This window comes from Segatella cerevisiae (genome assembly GCF_024054555.1).
In the GTDB taxonomy this organism is placed as follows: domain Bacteria; phylum Bacteroidota; class Bacteroidia; order Bacteroidales; family Bacteroidaceae; genus Prevotella; species Prevotella cerevisiae.
Genome location: NZ_JAMXLY010000002.1, coordinates 1 through 19,795 on the forward strand (window position 1 = coordinate 1; position 19,795 = coordinate 19,795).

At 43.5% G+C, this 19,795-nt stretch carries 13 protein-coding genes and 2 pseudogenes; 3 read left to right on the plus strand and 12 right to left on the minus strand.

What is annotated here, in order from left to right; genetic code table 11:
• Positions 1-201: 201 nt before the first annotated feature.
• The 12 genes and pseudogenes from NG821_RS00775 to NG821_RS00830 all read right to left on the minus strand — a co-directional run bounded on the left by NG821_RS00775 (position 202) and on the right by NG821_RS00830 (position 13,600).
• On the minus strand, positions 202-2,115 hold the full coding sequence (locus NG821_RS00775) for a TonB-dependent receptor plug domain-containing protein (RefSeq protein ID WP_252759755.1): 1,914 nt from the start codon (positions 2,113-2,115) through the stop codon (positions 202-204).
• A gap of 4 nt (positions 2,116-2,119) precedes the next feature.
• Positions 2,120-2,779 (minus strand): HmuY family protein, encoded by a 660-nt coding sequence (locus NG821_RS00780; RefSeq protein WP_252759756.1) that lies wholly within the window; start codon positions 2,777-2,779, stop codon positions 2,120-2,122.
• 20 nt (positions 2,780-2,799) lie between these two features.
• A complete protein-coding gene (locus tag NG821_RS00785; RefSeq protein ID WP_252759757.1) occupies positions 2,800-3,675 on the minus strand; it encodes a calycin-like domain-containing protein in 876 nt (291 codons plus the stop codon).
• A 963-nt stretch (positions 3,676-4,638) separates the two neighbouring features.
• The gene (locus NG821_RS00790; protein WP_252759758.1) at positions 4,639-5,529 is read right to left on the minus strand and encodes a hypothetical protein; all 891 of its coding nucleotides are present in this window, start codon (positions 5,527-5,529) and stop codon (positions 4,639-4,641) included.
• 22 nt (positions 5,530-5,551) lie between these two features.
• Positions 5,552-6,262, minus strand: a complete 711-nt coding sequence (locus NG821_RS00795; RefSeq protein WP_252759759.1) for an HmuY family protein — start codon at positions 6,260-6,262, stop codon at positions 5,552-5,554.
• A pseudogene (locus tag NG821_RS00800) lies at positions 6,255-7,862 on the minus strand (TonB-dependent receptor plug domain-containing protein); the annotation flags it as partial. The pseudogene NG821_RS00800 and the gene NG821_RS00795, both read right to left, overlap by 8 nt.
• Before the next feature lie 14 nt (positions 7,863-7,876).
• Positions 7,877-8,791 carry an IS982 family transposase gene (locus NG821_RS00805; RefSeq protein WP_252759760.1) on the minus strand — a complete coding sequence of 305 codons (915 nt, stop codon included), beginning with the start codon at positions 8,789-8,791 and terminating at the stop codon, positions 7,877-7,879.
• Between the two features lie 110 nt (positions 8,792-8,901).
• Positions 8,902-9,465, minus strand: a pseudogene (locus NG821_RS00810) (TonB-dependent receptor plug domain-containing protein); the annotation flags it as partial.
• A 3-nt stretch (positions 9,466-9,468) separates the two neighbouring features.
• The gene (locus tag NG821_RS00815; RefSeq protein WP_252759761.1) at positions 9,469-10,113 is read right to left on the minus strand and encodes a DUF4903 family protein; all 645 of its coding nucleotides are present in this window, start codon (positions 10,111-10,113) and stop codon (positions 9,469-9,471) included.
• A gap of 9 nt (positions 10,114-10,122) precedes the next feature.
• Positions 10,123-10,584 (minus strand): hypothetical protein, encoded by a 462-nt coding sequence (locus NG821_RS00820; RefSeq protein WP_252759762.1) that lies wholly within the window; start codon positions 10,582-10,584, stop codon positions 10,123-10,125.
• A gap of 47 nt (positions 10,585-10,631) precedes the next feature.
• Entirely contained in the window at positions 10,632-12,017 is a 1,386-nt protein-coding gene (locus NG821_RS00825; protein ID WP_252759763.1) for a hypothetical protein, read from the minus strand.
• 197 nt (positions 12,018-12,214) lie between these two features.
• Complete coding sequence (locus NG821_RS00830) at positions 12,215-13,600, minus strand: hypothetical protein (protein ID WP_252759764.1); 1,386 nt, start codon at positions 13,598-13,600, stop codon at positions 12,215-12,217.
• A gap of 470 nt (positions 13,601-14,070) precedes the next feature.
• On the opposite strand from NG821_RS00830, the gene NG821_RS00835 reads away from it, so the two are divergent.
• The 3 genes from NG821_RS00835 to NG821_RS00845 are packed head-to-tail and all read left to right on the plus strand — an operon-like array spanning position 14,071 to position 19,602.
• Positions 14,071-15,363 (plus strand): TolC family protein, encoded by a 1,293-nt coding sequence (locus NG821_RS00835; protein ID WP_252759765.1) that lies wholly within the window; start codon positions 14,071-14,073, stop codon positions 15,361-15,363.
• 17 nt (positions 15,364-15,380) lie between these two features.
• The gene (locus tag NG821_RS00840) at positions 15,381-16,484 is read left to right on the plus strand and encodes an efflux RND transporter periplasmic adaptor subunit (RefSeq protein WP_252759766.1); all 1,104 of its coding nucleotides are present in this window, start codon (positions 15,381-15,383) and stop codon (positions 16,482-16,484) included.
• Complete coding sequence (locus NG821_RS00845) at positions 16,477-19,602, plus strand: efflux RND transporter permease subunit (RefSeq protein ID WP_252759767.1); 3,126 nt, start codon at positions 16,477-16,479, stop codon at positions 19,600-19,602. Before NG821_RS00840 ends, NG821_RS00845 begins: the two co-directional genes overlap by 8 nt.
• The last annotated feature ends 193 nt before the right edge of the window (positions 19,603-19,795 follow it).

The following is a 19,795-nucleotide window of genomic DNA, read 5'->3' on the forward strand; positions in this document are numbered from 1 at the left end:
CTACCTTTGCCTTAAAACTTGGTTCAAACTTACTTCTTCTTCCCATTTCTGTTCCTTTCTTACTTAGTGCAAAGATAAACAATATTCTTTAACTTTAGCACCTGTACTAAAATTGGGGAGTATTATACTTGGCCTGAACCGTAAATGCGCAGGCAAACAAGAACAGTGCAATAAATAAAAGATTCTTCTTCATTTTATATTTTATAATTTAATTAGCTTATCCAGATCCAACGAGACACCACAGGAAAAAGTTGTGCCACGTGTTGCCGGAGAATTGCTGTAATAGTACTTCGGTCTGTAATTGAAGAGATTGTCGACAGCCATCGTCAGACGTATGCCTTTGTAAATACGCTGTATGAACGTGGCCTTCCACAACTGATAACCGGGATACTTCACCCGCTCCGTCTGCTCATAAGAAGTGGTAGAGGTATACTCATCCGTCCTCAGGCTGGAGAGCAGGCGACCATTGATGGCAAAATTGAAGCCGTAGTTTTTCCAACTGTGGTCATACTCTACCCTGACGACTCCGGTATGAGGGCGGGTTGACCTCGTGAGCGGTTGTCCGGATTTGACATGCTCATCCGTATAGACATAAGAGAGGCTGGCTCCTATACCGCAGGCATATTTTGCCTCGGCATTCAGTTCCACGCTCGCAAGATTCATTTTTGCCATGTTGATGTATTCCATACCCTTCAGTTCCTGATTCCAGGCTGTCGTGATACGGTTTTTGAAGGCACTGTAATATCCCGTTGCCGTCAGGGAGTAGTTGCCCTTCGTATATTCAGCCGACAACTGGAAATTATTGTTCGTCTCAGGTTTCAGGTCCTTGTTCCCGTAAATGGTGAAGATGCTCGCCATATCGAAGTTCATGTACATCTCCTTCAACGAGGGCGCGCGGAAACCTCCGGCATAGGAAGCCCGCAAGCGAAGGAACGGAAACTTGTACATCAGCGCAAGTTTTGTGCTCAAGTGATCCATGCTCGCCTCAGAGAAATAGTCATAGCGCATGCCGCCAAGCAAGTTCAAGTGATGGGTGATGTCCCAGTCAAACTGTGCAAACCCGTCTACAGTATACTGCTTGTGACTGCCGTCATTCGTAAACTGGTAGCTCATCAGGTAGTCACGCATCAAGTCGCCGCCGACGGCCAGCGTCCCGATATTGCTGAAGGTGTAATTATAGAGTGTACGCACGGAATGTTGCACGTTGCTGTAGTCCCTCACATCCTTATTGGTCAGCATCGAGAGATCACTCTTGTCGTATTGATCAAAGAAATAACTGAGTTCCAGATTACTCATCTGACTGAACTTGTAGTTCCCTTTCAGGCCTGCATCCAGATCACGGTAGCGGTTATGCGTATCAGCTGAATACATCCGCTCACGGAAGAAATACCCCATGTTACCCGTCAGGTCGAGTTTGCTGAACGGCTGATAAGTCAGGTTCTCCTTGAAGTTCCAAGTTTTCTTGCCATAGACTTTATTGAAGTCACCGGCCCTGTCGAGATTGATGTCATCGATTTTCGTATACTGGACATTTGTGAGCGTCGTGAAATTCTTCTTCCCGTAGCCCACAGAACCGCCGTAGCGCTGGTCATTGTATGCCCCCAGCCTGCCATTGAGGTTGAAGGTCAGACCATTGTCAGGTTTTTTGGTAATGATGTTGATCACTGCCCCCACGGCATTCGAGCCATAGAGGGATGAAGCCGCGCCCTTGACGATCTCGACACGCTCCACGTTATCCAGGGTCAGTCGATTATAGTCGATATTGTCCAAGGTCTCCCCCGCCATACGCTCGCCATCGACGAGGAACAGGACAGAGTTGCCCCCGAAACCCGAGAAATTCAGATCCGTCTGCTGATCCATAGAAAACGAGAATTCCACTCCGGGGAGAACCGTCTTCAGCAGATCCTCTATATTCGTGGCATCCGATTTCCGGATATCCTCGGCTGTAATGACACGAGTGACCAAAGGCACGTCCTTCAATAATTTAGGTGTTCTGGTAGCTGTGACGACAACCTCATTCAAATTCATCAAACTGTCTTTCAGCGCAATGTTGGCTCTCACAGGCATCACACCGCAGAGCAGCACAAAGCCAACTAATATCTTTTTACCGGTCATTTCACTATTTTAATGTTAAGGGATACACATAGGAAAATTTCATATAGCCTTTGACCCCGGAATCGTCCATATAGGAATCCAGGTGCAAGGCTGCAAAAGTACCGTCAGAAAATTTCACGATATAGACTTTCCCGGATGCCGTATAGATCGGAGGCATCACGCTCGTGTCCACATTAAGCCATTTGCTGATCGTGGCATTATAGTAAGTCGACGCATAGACCAGGTGACCGTCCATCATGCCGCTCATATCTATGATGACCTTATTCGTAGTAAATGAATCCGGTTTCAAGACACCCGACGGCATCTTGCCAGAACTCTGAAGATCCTGAATAGTCGTAAAATTAGTTTCAAGACCAGAACCGCCGTTCGTCTTGACATCATAACGATGGATGGCGATGTCCCAGTTGGCGGGTTCCTTCGCATCCTTTGACGTATCTATCAGGGCAGAGTCTATCGTGCACTCGTGGAAGTTCACATAAATCCACTGGTTATATTTAGTTGCATCCACGTATACTGTGCCTACAGAAGTCCCATCACTTTTCGTCAGAAAACCGTATTTGCTTTCTGCAGAGTTGTCCGGTCTATCATAGATCCCGTCCAATACTCCATCACAAGATGACAGGGCAAGCACCAGCCCTATCACCATCATACCTATTCTCGTCATTTTTTCTCGCATTTACTCTCTCATTTAGCGTCTTGAGGGGTTAGAGTTATCACCGTTCCTCCCATCACAGAAGGCACATCAATAGTAAACTTGAAATCTCCGGCCGCACTGTTACGCTTAATCACAGCCGTGAAAGTTGCATCATAAGGCTTTGCGGGACTATTCGGGTCCATACCCATATTTATGGTGCCTTTGCCACTAACGGTATAAGCCGTATCGGTCGTTACGACATCGGCATTTTCAAAGGTTCCATGCCCCCATGTTTTTCCGATATATGAAATATTCACCTTATTCTTACCGGCCGAAGTAATGGTAATGCTGTCACTGTCATTGACAAGAGGCTTATCAGAATATTTAAAAGCTCCACTGGCTTTTGCCACGTAATCATTGGCTATCAGTTGATCTGCCGTAAAAGCAGAATGAGGCAGGAACGAGACCACTGTTCCACCCATGACACTGGGGACACTGATCTTGAAACTGAAAGAGCTCGGATCTTTCTTGTTGACATAAGCCGTGAGCGTTGCCTTGTAAGACGAACCCTTGCCACCGCTCATGGACATGACCATATCTCCATCCCCGCTTATGACATAGGCAGTATCATTCTCTGTCACTTTTGCAGCATCGAAGGTACCCTTTCCCCAAGTCATACCTCTATAAGATACATTCACGTTATCAGTACCGGCTTTCGTTACAATCACGGTATCCCCCTCATTGATCATCGGATCAGTGATGTAGGCGAACAAGGCAGAAGATACGCCGTTGTAGTTCTTGGATACCAAGTCAGCCAGGTCGGACTGCTGTCCTGAATCATTGTCATCGTCATTGCTGCAAGAGCAAGTTGTTCCCAAAGAAATAATTGCCAAAGCAAGCAGAAGTCCCAGTTTTAGTCTTTTCATCTTATTTTTTGTTTAGTTTTACCTAGTAATTAAAAATCTTCGACAAAGGTAATGGGATTTTCAATTGCAAACAATACTCAAAAACAATGAAAATTTCTATACAAAAGTGAATAAGTAATACCCAATAATAATGCTTATTTGCCCCTTTAGAGGGCAAATGTATGATTTTCACTCGGCAGTCATACCATCAGGCCATCTGTTAATTTCAAAAACACCGATTCCCAAACCGTTGGTTTTCAGTTGTATTTTATAATAAGTTCAATCTTACAAACCTTACATTCGATATACATGACTCCTCCTCTATTTGAAAGACCGATAAAATACATGAAGAAAAAAGAAATGACAAATTTACAAATTGAACGACCTTATTAAATGCATTAAAGAGCAAGAAAAGAAAACTTAAAGGCAGTTCAAATACTTGACAAACAGAAAGAGAGCCCCCATCATCATTCATTAAAGTTCATCGATAGATCCCTATTATATAAGGTGTAATCCTCCATACGTTTCAAAGCCTTGCCGATGTTGCAAAACAACTGACCAAGTTGTACTCCCCCATCAGCTACCGGAGGCCCAAAGAATATTTTTCAACCGGACATCCATTGAGACATCGTGACATTCCACCGGTCAAGAGCATCATTCCCTAATGATCTCCTTTCTTAGAAAGGGACAGGCTACAAACAAACCATAGGAATACACCAAAAAAGATAAAAGAATATCAGGTCTTTACCCCATCAGAGTTGGATGGTGATTTTCCGAACATGATTGACCGGGCATCATATATTTTCCAGTCCAACACACCTAGCCCAAATCATAAAAGCATTCTCTTATCAGGGAGCCTGTAGAAACATCTTAAAAAGGGAGAGCTCACAAACATTTGAAAGCCATATCAACCTTTATCTATTTAAAGGAGATACGGCTTCCCATCTTATTATTTATATCACAAAAGGTTCTCTCAAAAACCGTTCACTTCTGTTTCTCCGGTTGATTTTTCTTATGCTTATGATAACTGACGAACCAGAGATAGCCCAAAAGAACCAGGAATACGACAAGGATAATCCCGATCTGCATTCTGTATTTCTCCGGTTTGACCCAGATTTCATTGAGCAGGTTGATACGCCCCATTACCTCAACGGGTGTCCAAAAGACAATGACAGTCGCAATAGCCATTCTGATATTGGCACCCCAAGCCTGAAGCCGGAGCTCCTTTTTGAACATGAACACCGAGCCTATTAGGCAACCTATCGCCACGATAAAGGTCACAGGATGGTGATCCCCCAGAAAACGCTTGTCATAGCAGAACATCAAGGCCAAATAACAAGTCCAGAGGATCATATTCAGTTCCATAAAGGTCACGATACTCGTATGCCGCGTCATCGGGTGCGCAGCTATTTCGTTTTTCCGGCTCCCGAAGAACAACTTTTGAAACCAGTTAATGAAATTACACCCGTTGCGTGTACTGAAAAGGTACATCAGCATGATCATTGCCCAAAAGCCAAAAGTAGCAGGCAAGATAAGGTATTCCGGTCGTGTGACGACTACCCCGTTTTCCACCTCAGGTTGCACCCCATAGCGCTCTGCATAGTATTGGAAAAGGAATTCCACCCACCCTGTCCAGAACAGCAGTCCTCCCAGGAAGCCCCACAAAGTCTGTTTGGTATCACCCTTTGCGAAGACACCGATGATGACCATGGTCATTCCGATGAGTCCCATCAAGAACGCACCATAGTGAACGGCTGTCGGAGTCATCGTGTGATCCATCACCAACATCAGGGCATGTCCCAAAGGCATGGTGAAAAGAACCATCAGAAAAGATACAATCGTACGCCACCAATAATACTTCTTATTCGCTGTCATTGTCTGTTATTTATTGTTCTATTTACTTCAGTTTATCCAGGTAATAACTGATTTGCCCGCCATCGCCACCAATTTCAGTCTTTGTATTATACCAACTGACGATCTGCAGTTTATAATAATGCTTTCCGTCAGCACTACGAATCACATAGGTATGGTATGAAGGGGCATAAGACATAGGCGGGCCGGAAACAGCTATAGACTGTTCGAGCAACGGATTAGCGCTGGAACGTTTCTGCTGAGGACCGCTGTTAGGATCAAACCATGGATATTGATCCGCGTCAAGTCCTTGCTTAGCCAGATAACTGTACCACTCATTTTGGGAAATCGTCACATTGACAGACGTATCATTATCGATAACCCATTTCGTATCTTTAGGAATCTGAGCAGCCGAAGTCCATTTCTTATAATCCCCATAGCCCAGGTCTGCTGCGGCTCCTTTACCGGGTCCACTTGTCCCGCCATTGGTACGTACATGATGTCCGCAAAACGCGAAATCCCAATCTGTGCGTGTCAGTTGCTGTCCCTCCGTGATTTCCTGATTTGGTGCAGTCTTATTATAAATGGAATCCGTAGTCATATTGAAATAGATCCAATCGTTCGTCACACCAGTCGTATATCCTGTAATACGAGGGAGAACCTTGCCTGTAAAGTCAGCGGCGTCATAATTTGTATCAAGGATACAAGAAGACAACAACATAGTCAGGCATGTGGCCAAGATTATATTTCTATTCATTTTTTCTCCTTAATAATTTATCCAGATTGAATTCCACCTCCACATAGCATCTTGCACCAGCAGTAGCCGGCACATTAAAAGCAGTGAGCCCAGAGCCTAATGTCTTCGGTTTATAATTGAAGACATTATCAATTCCTGTTATCACCTTAATCTTATCATGAAAAGTTTGTGTAAAATTAAGATTGCACAATGCATAAGCAGGCAGTTCACATCGAAAATAGGCCGGGTGACTGACGCCGTCTACTGTCAGTCGGTCCTGAACATCGTAACGCTTCTTCCCCATTATGGATGTACTGAACGTCGCCAGCAGTTGATAGGATTTTTTCTGCAGATGATAGTCTATGCTTCCGGTAGCAGCCTGAGGAGAAGTGGTATTGATACGCAGTCCGTTTTCCTTGCTCACGTTCACATAACTGTAAGATGCATTGAGGACAACCTGCGGCACAATACGCCATTTGGCAAGAATTTCCCCACCTATCAGATTCTGTTTATCAAGATTTGTATACTCGAAGTTATACTGCATATCGTATATTTTCCATACACCCTCTATCTTATTCTTGAAAAGATTCGCATAAAGTGTCGTATTAATAAAAAACGTTCCATTATCGAATTCAGTACTTATTGAGAAATAATTATTTTTTTCAGGCCTTAAATATTCATTACCCTTTATCATGAACATGCCTAAATGATCCCAGTTGAAGAACAGTTCTTTTATACTTGGAGAGCGATAGCCTTTAGAATAGTTGGCACGGAAACTCCACAGGTCATCAGGGGAATATTTGGCAGCGATTTTAGGCACCCACATAAAGCCGAACTGATGTGAAAAATCTGTGCGTACACCGGTTGAGAACATCCAATGGGATTTCACTTTCCATTCATCTTGTATATAAGATTCCGTCTCGTGAAGAGAACGTGTCAGCATCTTCAGAGTTGCTTTACCTGAAAAGCGATTACTGGTCAGTTCGTCACTAAAACTCTCCACTCCGAAAATAATATGATGGCCGGGGAAATAATCACTGGTCAGGGTCAGGCGAGGTTGAGATATTTTACTGTCATACACCTTTTGTCTCTCATCTCTCCGTTCATGGCGTTTAAAACGATCGTAAACATCAGAATGGAGGCTTCCGGCCAAGGTAAACCAATTCCGAAATGTATAGGAAGCTTTCGCACCGTAGGTATAGTCATAACTTTGGGTGAATACCAGATCCTGTACCATGTCATACTGATTCATCCAAAATCCGGTCCCATAGATTTCCGCATGAAAATTCCGAAACGGATCCAAATAGATTTTCTGTTGGACCTGCAAATGCTCTGACCCTTCTACCCCCATAGGCGGACGCGGCATACTGCTGACGATTGTCACGTCATGATCGAGAAAAGGATTGGCTTCAGCGGTATAAACCTTTTTGTCATTGGAAGACTGGTAGAGATAGAAGGCGTCTGTTTCAGCATACCACATATCTGTCTGTCCGCTAATCCAGCCTTTCTTCCAGCCGGCAGACAGCCAGCCTTGTAAATTCGGGCGATCAGCATTCTTCTCAAACATATAGAGAAAATCTTCTTTCTTCGGATGCTTATAGTTACGTTCATTCATACCCCAGTTCGGGATAAGACTTAAAATAGACAGAGCTGATTAGTCCTTTCAATAGTGTATCCGTTAAGCGCTTTAGGCTTGTTTGGGAAGAAACAATATGCTCCCAATGCAGCAATCAGATTTATAATGAAGTTGTTGACCGATCTGTGTCTGGAATGTACGATCTGTGCAGTATTTTTCAGCATATCATTGATAGTTTCAATGATGAGTCTCTTTCTGAGCATCATCTTGTCATAAAAGGGCATTAGCTTGTTCTTCATGTTCGCTTTCAGCCCGGTAACGAGGTGGATTCCGTCTTCAAAAAGACTGTCGAAAAGTTTTTTTGATATATAGCCCCTGTCGGCAAACAGCTTGCCGTAAAGTTTCTTGGCCAGCGAAGTCCAAACTTTTGGGTCGCGGTCATCTACATTGGCACTTGTGAGGACAAAGGAGATAATTTCTCCCCTGTCATTACAGGCCAGATGCAACTTGAATCCATGGCACCATCCCATCGTGCCTTTCCCGTCCTTTGCAAGGCCCTTGAATACCTTGTTCGAATAACGGCGCAGGTTATGGCAGACCGGGATCATTGTGGAATCGACAAAGGTAATCCCCGTGCACCTGCCGAAAGCCTTGAGGTTAAGGAAGAACATCAGCTGGAAGAATACACGGCTCTCCAGTTCTACAAAACGGTTGTAGGATACGGCATGTGGGAAGTAGGACTTCAAGGTTCCCTTAATGTAGAAAAGGTAATAGTGCTTGAAATTACGGAAAGTACCGAAATGGAACAGAAGCATGATGGTCATTATCTCGCTGTCGGATAATGATGCCGCGCGTCTGCGGCGTTGCTTCCCCGTACCGGTAAGAAGTACCCTATGAGCATTTTCTTTATCAAAATGTTTGCAAAACTCATCGATAATACAAAATAATTCTATAACTTTGTTCGTGGCGATCATAATGGATAGTTTTTGTAACTTATTGATTGTTAACTATAAAGTTACGAAATATTCTTGTGATTGCCAACTTTTTTGTCATTTTTTTGATGTCTCTTATCCCGAACTGGGGTATTCATCTGTCCCCACCGAAATCCTGCAGTGATATCAAGTGGCTGTGTAGGTTTTTTGGAAATCAAATTGATTACGGCGCCGGAGGCCATACTGCCATATAGCGTACTGCTTGCACCTTTGATGATCTCAATATGGTCAATAGCATGAAGATTAAAGCGCTCATAATCGAGATTTCCTGCCATATCTCCTGTCATTTGTTCTCCATCCTGAAGGAAAAGCACATGCCTGGCATCCAGTCCCTGCATAGAAATTTCATTGCCGAAACCTACCTTCTGAATATTCAATCCGGGAGTCTCCTGTTGCAATACTTTTTGAATATCACCATATCCCGCATCCACCATCGCCTTTGCATTGATGACCTGCGTTGTTATAGGTGTAGACTTTATAGGTTTTGCTTCATGCAAACCCTTTACGACGACTTCATTTATATGGAAAATCGAATCCTGCATCTGCTCTTGAGCAGACGTATTGATAGGTGGCTTTACATTTTGAGCATTGACAAACGATCTTGAGAACAATATTATTCCCAAGACCGTTGTCAAATACTTTTTTATAGTATTCATATATCAGTTCAAACCATGATCTTTTTTATACTGGGCAAGTGCAGCTTCATAATCTTTAAATTCTTGTTCATAATTAGCCATGCGACTCGTATCAATAGTCTGTTGGAAGACATCACTACTCATATTCATCACATTGAAATTAGTAACGAATTCGATTTGCTTGCTGTTAGCATTGAAATAGCCCTCGACTGTTCCGCCGCCGCCAGAACCATTAGTATACTCAGCCGTGTTCCCGGTATAATTTACAACTCCATCCGTACCTTGGAATTTAATCCATCCTTTATCAGTATATTCTTGTTTTTCCCAGCTATTCAACTGCATAATCTTACAATTGACGGAAAACCATATCGTCACAGGCATTTGACCGACAGTAAAACCTCGTAATTGAACATTCAGACTATCGCCCCTCCATGAAAAGAAATACTTTAAAGGACACCCACTGTCTAACAAAGTTTTATTCACAGTACCTTGCATGGCAGTTGCATTCAATACTATACTGTCACGTAATATTTTTTTTGCCATTGCCAAATCAGCATCGGAAGCAGGTGTTTGAGATATTTTCTCATCATCTGAACAACTGAAGCATAATATGCAAGAGAACAGAATAAAAAATACAGAAAAAACAGATAATTTTAATTTGTTATTCATATTCTAAAGTTATTTTAAACCGTCAAATGTAAATACAGATTCTTTAGTTTTATTATTGTCACTATCCATATAAGCGCTGCAAGTAAAAGACAAAGAACCATTCGATAAAGTTCCGGAAATCTTGCCAGTATACTTTCGGCCATCACCTATATCCCCCCGAACTTCAACATCTGAAAAATCTCCTTCTGAAATAGGCTCTGAAGACTTCATGGAAAAGTCGTGATTAGTAGCTGAAAAATTCCCGCTAATAATCCCATTAGCATCCACTGTAAAAGAGCCTTGCACTGAAACAGGAATCACTAGAGTTATACCATCCATCTTTATAGCCGTTGCAGTACCTGAATATGTTCCGGCAATATCGTCACTTTCATTTAAACCGGAAATTACTGAACTTTGTGAACCAACGCCTATAGCATTTACAGCTATTGTGCTTACAAACATAACTACTAAACTTAATAAAATCTTTTTCATTGTACTCATTTTTTAATTATTAATAAAACTCAAAACACCATCTTTTTTCATTTATAATCTTTTGTCCAATCGTATTCTCTAGCTGAAAAATCCGAAAAACCACCACTAATACAGTGAGTATGATTTTTGTCCAGAAATGCTTTAGTCGTACTTAAATCATCCATATCTTTTGTAATTCCAAAATACATTATTCCCTTCACATTATCTATTTCTTCACCATTAAACCAATTCTTTATGTCGGGATACTTAAGGCCAGCGCATTCAGGCAAATCTCCTAAACTCAGTTCGAACATTGAAGAAAATTGGCTCAAATCTAAAGATTTCAATTTAGGTAATGCATAGGCCTCTAAGGTGAACAGGAGCGTAGCCTTCGGTGGGAATTTAATACTTTGAAGGTTGTCACATACGTCTATTTGGATATAACTAGGCAGATCCATTTGTGCGAACTCATCATGAATATCACGTTGTCCAAGTTTCACCTGTTTGCTTAAGTCAAGGGATGTAATAAATTTATTATGTGTAATTATTATACCACAGAGGTTTACATCTTCATCTATATTCAAGTAATTAACATCCATGTTATTAATGAACAAGTCACTAATGAATTTATTGACCTTAATATAAGGGATATGCGTGTGACTACCACTTATACCTACATCTATTATCGATCCTGAATAACTCGGATTCATGGCCACATATTCTATTCCCTCTAAACTCTTGTATTTGAGCGTTTCAAGATCGAGATTTCTCGTTTTTTCAGCCACATTGACAAATCTTTTACTGATATCAATTTTATCTCCCCTGAAAATCGAAGGGTATGATGTTTTCAATCTTTTACGAATGGTATCATCCGGTACTTCTCTCAACGTGGTATAAGGTTTCAGTTCTCCTAGAGAATCCTGCATCTCCATATTGGACGTCTTCTCCTTTGCAAAATACGTCGGAATTTCCGCGCAATTGTATTGGGCACTGTGGGGCAGAAGCAATTTTGATAATGGATGAAGCACCTTTACCGTTTCATCACCGTTGTCTGCCGTCTGTATATCCAACAGGCCGGGATATTCGTAAATCTCATTGCCTGAAAGATTCACACTCGTAATCTGCTGGGGCAATAATCCAAAGTTGAATCTCGGACCGTATCCATTGTTGGAAAGATCCACTGCCGACAAATGAGGCAGAATGGAGAGGTCTGCCAAAGCCGTGGTATCAAGTTTGGTCCCCGAAAGATCAAGTGTCGTAGTCGTATCGGCTTTCGTATCAATCAGCAATTGACCATCCGCATTAAAATGAAATCCTTTTTGGATTAAAATCTCTTTCAACGCATTGTCTGCCAAAGGTTTCTCACTATAAGACGGACCATCATTGTCACTACATGAAACCATAAATAATAAGACAGCCAATAAAGCCATCAGATTTGTTTTGTTTATCCTCATCCTTTTATTAATATTTTAATTATATATGCGCAAATTTAAAGTATATATTATAATATAAAAGTTTATATTACCCATTTAACAATAAAATCATAAATAATGAGTACAGAAAATATAAGTATTTATAATAAATCATCACTTTTTATTGCTATTTGTTACATTTTTAATTCCATAAGTATGGCAAATCAAGCAATCATCTTTCATTTATAATCTTTTGTCCAATCGTATTCTCTAGCTGAAAAATCCGAAAAACCACCACTAATACAGTGAGTATGATTTTTGTCCAGAAATGCTTTAGTCGTACTTAAATCATCCATATCTTTTGTAATTCCAAAATACATTATTCCCTTCACATTATCTATTTCTTCACCATTAAACCAATTCTTTATGTCGGGATACTTAAGGCCAGCGCATTCAGGCAAATCTCCTAAACTCAGTTCGAACATTGAAGAAAATTGGCTCAAATCTAAAGATTTCAATTTAGGTAATGCATAGGCCTCTAAGGTGAACAGGAGCGTAGCCTTCGGTGGGAATTTAATACTTTGAAGGTTGTCACATTCGTCTATTCGAATATAACTAGGCAGATCCATTTGTGCGAACTCATCATGAATATCACGTTGTCCAAGTCTCACCTCTTTGCTTAAGTCAAGGGATGTAATAAATTTATCATGTGTAATTATCACACTACAAAGGTTTACTCCTTCATCTATGTTTAGGTAATTAACATCCATATCATTAAGGAACAAATCATAAATGAATTTATTGACCTTAATATATGGGATATGCATGTGATTACCTTCTTCACCTACATCTATTATCGATCCTGAATAACTCGGATTCATGGCCACATATTCGATTCCCTCTAAACTCTTGTATTTGAGTGTCTCAAGATCGAGGTTCCTCGTTTTTTCAGCCACATTGACAAATCTTTTACTGATATCAATTTTATCTCCCCTGAAAATCGAAGGGTATGATGTTTTCAATCTTTTACGAATGGTATCATCCGGTACTTCTCTCAACGTAGTATAAGGTTTCAGTTCTCCTAGAGAATCCTGCATCTCCATATTGGACGTCTTCTCCTTTGCAAAATACGTCGGAATTTCCACGCAATTGTATTGGGCACTGTGGGGTAGAAGCAATTTTGATAGTGGATGAAGCACCTTTACCGTTTCATCACCGTTGTCTGCCGTCTGTATATCCAACAGGCCGGGATATTCGTAAATCTCATTGCCTGAAAGATTCACACTCGTAATCTGCTGGGGCAATAATCCAAAGTTGAATCTCGGACCGTATCCATTGTTGGAAAGATCCACTGCCGACAAATGAGGCAGAATGGAGAGGTCTGCCAAAGCCGTGGTATCAAGTTTGGTCCCCGAAAGATCTAGCGTCGTAGTCGTATCGGCTTTCGTATCAATCAGCAATTGACCATCCGCATTAAAATGAAATCCTTTTTGGATTAAAATCTCTTTCAACGCATTGTCTGCCAAAGGTTTCTCACTATAAGACGGACCATCATTGTCACTACATGAAACCATAAATAATAAGACAGCCAATAAAGCCATCAGATTTGTTTTGTTTAAGCCCATTACTTTATTAATATTTTAATTATATATGCGCAAATTTAAAGTATATATTATAATATAAAAGTTTATATTACCCATTTAACAATAAAATCATAAATAATGAGTACATAAAATATAAGTATTTGTAATAAATCATCACTTTTTATTGCTATTTGTTACATTTTAAATTCCATAAGTATGGCAAATCAACTCATTAAGTTACAAATGTTCTCCAGTCCGCATAACCAACCATTATAATGACCAAGTCCATCACCTTATTTTAAAACAAAAACAGTTTACCCGTCCATGACCGAACTTTTGTAGCAGACGCTACTTATGTATTCATCCAACAAATGCAAGAGTCCGGCAAATGGGGACAGACCCTGATGCCCTTCTTATGAGAAAACTCTAATCTCAACTCAAAGCATTCTAATCGTTTTCATTGAATTGCGGATGCATTTAAGTTTATCTTTGCATTCTAAAAAAGAGTTACAATGAATCATTACAGATTGAATTTTCTCGTTCTTATCTTTATCGCCAGTTCACCCGGACTCATCGCAGCAGAAAGCGGGAGCGTAGGCGCATCCCTGACGGTCAGTTTAAGCGAAGCAGAGCAAGCCATGCTCAGGCATAATCCCCAACTTCGTTCAAAAGACTACGACATACAGGCCAGCAGTGCCCAACTCTCGCAAGATAAGCGGTACGACAATCCGAATATCAGCAGTATGTACAATGTCTATAATCCCTCCAACAAGCGCTATTTCGACACAAGCCGCAACGGAGAAATAGACCTGCAGATAGAGCAGCCCATTGCCATCGGGGGACAACATAAAGAAAAGGTGAGAGAATCTCAGGCAATGACGGAATCCTCAAAATACAACAGGAAAGACACTGAGCGACAACTCCTCCAGCAACTGGATGAGAAATTCATCGAACTCTATTATCTGCAAAAAGAGAATCATATCTACGAGAAAGAGAATCTGTCACTTGAGAAAATCCACCAAGCCTATCAGGAACAGATGGAAAAGGGAAATATCCCCGAGTTGGAAGTCCAGCGTATAGAAAACATGCATTTCCAACTCCTTCAGGAACAACAGGAACTCCTGACCTCTGAAAAAGACCTGGAGAAAGACATCCGGTTGCTGACCGGACTACCTGAAGACAAGGATATCATACCCGTCATCAATGACCGGCAGATCATCAGTTCACTGTCTTCAGTCCTCAATCTGAAAGAACTCCTTGCCATGGCACAGTCCAGGCCCGATATCATTGCCCAGAACTACAATATACAAGCCAGTGAACACGAAGTGAAACTTCAGAAGGCTAAGGCCCTGCCCCAAGTCTCATTGCAGGGGGAATACGACAAGAACGGAAATATCGGGCATAACTACTTCGGGGTCGGAGTCGGACTCAGCATACCTATTTTCGATCATAACAAGGGCAATATCAAAGTTGCAGAGATCCAGTCCCGGCAAGCCCAACTGGATCAGGAGACCAACAGACAGCAGATAGAAGCCGATATCAGGCAAAATTTCAGCCAACTCTTTCTGGACAAGAAGATCGTCGATGAAGCCGACGGGAAATTCAGCAACAGCATAGACGATCTGATCAACCAGGCAGAACTCCAGTATATGAAGAGAAATATTTCCATGCTCGAATTCCTCGATCTCTACACCTCCTATAAAGATTCCTATATCGCTATCAATGAATCCAAGAAACGGCTTCTGGATTCGGCCGTCAATATGAATGCACTTGTAGGGAGCAATATCATCAAACTGAACTATTGAATCAAGACAAGAAAATCATGAAACATACCAAAGAATGTATCTTTTCCATCATAGTACCGATGCTGTTGTCTATGACAGCCTGCAACAGTCACAAAAAAGAAAAACCAGTCGCTACTGTCCACAATCCGACTGAAAACCTGAATGCTATCCTGGCATCCGGGCAAGTTTCAACAGGATTCATGTATGACGAGATCATCCTCAACGGGAATGTCTCCTGTGATGAAAGTCGCATGGGGAAAGTTTTCATCCCCTGCAGCGGGCGGATCTCAGGCATCCGAGTAGAGAAAGGCGACCATGTCAGCAAGGGACAGTACCTGGCTACCGTCCATTCAACAGATGCCGCCGACTATCACAAAGAACTCAGTGAGGCGGATGCTGACATCCGCATGGCATCCCGGGAATTCAGGATGAAAAAAGATATGGAAAAAAGTGGTATGGCTTCAGACAAAGACGTCTCCGAAGCCCGGGAGAAGTTGCTCGTATCCGTAGCCGAGAAGAACCGGTTGAGGACGATAGCCGGCATCAACGGATTCGCTTCCCGCTCCAATGCTATCCTGCGCTCGCCGATCTCAGGATACGTCATCACCAAAAACGTGTACAACGATTCCTATATCGACAACGACGACAATGACGACCCCGCTTTCGAAATAGCAGATCTATCCGATGTATGGGTGATCGGAGACGTTTACGAAAGTGACATCGCCAAGGTCCATACGGGAGAGCGGGTATACGTGACGACTACGGCCTATCCCGGATTGTCCCTCCTTGGGACCATTGACAAGGTATACAGTATGATAGATGATGCCAGCAAGACCATGAAGGTGAGGGTCAAACTCCCGAATACGAACGGCAGGCTCAAACCTGGCATGTTTGCCAATATCCATGTCATCCTCCCCACACATGGCAGACCGGTGACTTATGTCCCGGCAGCAGCTGTCGTTTTCGAAAACGGCAACAACTATGTCATCGTCGACAAGGGAAATCACGAGTATTACAAGCAGCAGGTCCACATTATCCACGCCACAGGAGACAGGGACTTTATTTCCGATGGAGTCCGCCCGGGACAGAAAGTTGTCATCAAGAACGCACTTCTCGCCTTTAACGCCTTAAGCAATGAATAAATTTATCGATTTTATCATTTCCTTTTCCCTCAAAAGGAAATACCTGATCTTATGTCTCACGCTGGTCACGATCGTCATAGGCGTGATCAGTTTTTCGAAGACCCCTGTCGATGCGTTCCCTGACGTCACCAATACCAAGGTGACCATCATCACCCAATGGCCGGGAAGAAGTGCGGAAGAAATAGAGAAATTCGTCACGATTCCCATTGAGATCGCGATGAACTCGGTGCAAAAGAAAACGGATATCAGAAGTACGACACTCTTCGGACTGTCTGTCGTGACTGTCGTTTTCGATGATCATGTGGAAGATGAATTCGCCCGCCAACAAGTGTTCAACATGTTGGCAGACGCTGATCTCCCTGACGGCGTAAAACCTGACGTGGAGCCGTTGCAGGGACCGACAGGCGAGATCTACCGCTATACGCTGAAAAGTGACAAGAGGAGTGTCAGAGAACTGAAGACCCTCCAAGACTGGGTCATCGACAGAAAACTCCGCTCTGTCCCCGGCGTAGCAGATATCGTCAGTTTCGGGGGTGAGGTGAAAACGTTCGAAGTCAGCGTCAATCCCAACCAACTCGCCACCTATGGTATCAGTCCGCTGGAACTCTACCAGGCTATTGCGAACAGTAATGTCAATGTCGGCGGAGATGTCATAGAGAAAAATTCCCAGGCGTATGTCGTAAGGGGACTGGGACTGATCAACAATGTGGACGAAATCGGCAATATCGTCGTCAAGAACATCAACAATACGCCTATCCTTGTCAGAAACCTCGCCCATGTCCACGAGTCCTGTGAACCCCGACTCGGACAAGTAGGCAGGGATAATGAGAAAGATGTCGTCGAGGGAATCGTCATCATGCGCAAAGGCGAGAACCCTGAGAACGTCATTGCTGCCCTGAAGTCGAAACTCAAGGAGATCCAAGGTGAAGACCTCCCGAGGGATGTCAAGATCAAACCGTTCTATGACAGGCAGGATCTCGTCGATCTGGCAATCCATACGGTATTCCACAATGTCCTCGAAGGCATCTTACTGGTGACGCTGGTCGTGTTCCTGTTCATGAAAGACTGGCGGACGACGGTGATCGTCGCTTCCATCATCCCCCTGGCACTGCTCTTCGCCTTCATCTGCCTGCATCTCAACGGCATGAGTGCGAACCTCCTCTCCATGGGAGCCATCGACTTCGGAATTATCATAGACGGGGCAGTGGTCATGGTGGAGGCGATCTATGTGACGTTGAATGAAAGGGCGCGGAAGGTAGGCATGTCAGCGTTCAACAAACTCAGCAAGGATGGCATGATCCGCATCACTGCCAGAGGAAAAGCCAAATCCGTATTCTTCTCGAAATTGATCATCATCACTGCCCTGCTGCCGATCTTCTCTTTCCAGAAAGTGGAGGGAAAGATGTTTTCTCCCCTCGCCTACACGCTCGGTTTTGCGCTCTTGGGAGCCCTCATCTTCACGATGACGCTCGTGCCCGTCCTCTCCTCTCTCTTCCTCAAGAAGAACGTCAGGGAAAAGAAGAACAAATTTCTCGAGTTCATCTACAAATACTTTGACGGATTCTTCTCTCTCTGCCATAAGAATCCGAAAAAGACCATTGTCATCACCTTTGCAGCGGTGGTCTGCGGCCTCTCCTGCTACGGTCTGCTGGGCTCTGAATTCCTGCCTGAGATGGATGAAGGATCTATCTATATCCGGGCGACTCTGCCTCAGAGCGTCTCCCTTCATGAGGCGGTAAAACTCGCCAATCAGTTCAGAGGTGAAGTGAAATCATTCCCCGAGATCAAGGAGGTCATGTCCCAGACCGGCAGACCTAATGACGGGACTGATGCCACCGGCTTCTACAACATCGAACTCTTCGTGAAGATGTATCCTGAGAACACGTGGAAGACGGGGCGCAACAAGGACCAACTCATCAAGGTCATCAATAAAAAACTGAATGCCTATCCCGGCATTGATTTCAATTTCTCCCAACCGATCAGTGACAATGTCGAAGAGGCCGTCAGCGGTGTCAAAGGGGCCATCGTCGCAAAAGTCTACGGTCCGGATCTCTATGAGGGCGAACATATCGCAGACCAGATCTACAAGGTCATGAAACCGATCAAGGGTATCACGGATCTGGGGGTCATCCGAAATATCGGGCAACCTGAATTGCAGATCAATATCGATGAAGCCCGCCTTGCCAGATACGGTGTCAGCAAACAGGATGTCCAAAGTACGATAGAAATGGCCATCGGCGGAAAAGCAGCCTCGCAGGTTTATGAGGATGAAAGGAAATTCAACCTTGTGGTCAGGTACGAGAAACCTTTCCGGGACAATGAAGAGGAGATCGGCAAGATTAAGGTACCCGCCAGTGACGGAAGCATGATCCCCATCAGCGAACTTGCTGACATCCGCACCATCACCGGGCCACTCATCATCTACCGGGAGAACCATGACCGGTACAGTGCCGTCAAGTTCTCTGTCCGTGACAGGGATATGGGCTCTGCCGTCGACGAGTCACGTGCCAAAGTTGCCAAATTGGTCAAACTCCCTCCAGGATACAAAATCAGTTGGAACGGGGATTTCGAGAATCAGAAAAGGGCCAGCAACCGACTCGCCCAAGTCGTACCCATCAGTATCCTGCTCATTTTTGCTATCCTCTATGTCCTCTTCGGGAACAGTCGGGATGCCTCGCTTGTCCTGCTCAATGTTCCGGTTGCTGCTGTCGGAGGTATCCTCATCCTACTCCTTACCGGTTTCAACTTCTCCATCTCTGCCGGTATCGGTTTCATCTGTCTTTTCGGCATTTGCATTCAGAACGGGGTCATTATGATCATGGACATCAAGCAATTCATCAGGCACCGCTACCCGCTGCCCATTGCGGTCAGCAAAGGTATGCACTCCAGAATCAGGTCTGTCCTGATGACCGCCATGATGGCTACTCTCGGACTGATGCCTGCTGCCCTGAGTCACGGCATCGGCAGCGAGAGCCAGCGCCCACTGGCAATCGTCATCATCGGAGGACTGATAGGTGCAACGACTTTTACCCTGTTTATATTCCCGATTATTGTGGAAAAGGTATACGGACATACGGTATTTGATAAAAAAGGTATCCTGAAACAGAAGAAACTGTGAGGCCGACAAGGTCTGGAATCCTCAAAAGTTTCTGAAGGAGACCCCCCTCTATATCAGAAGACAGGCAGGCGAGTGGGAAACGGCCTCGTCTGTCTTCCCGGTTCCAGACCGACAGTCCATACCGGAGCCACAAGAGAACGATTTTAAGATAAATTAGAGTTTTCTAAGTACCGGCAGTCAGGATTTTCCACCA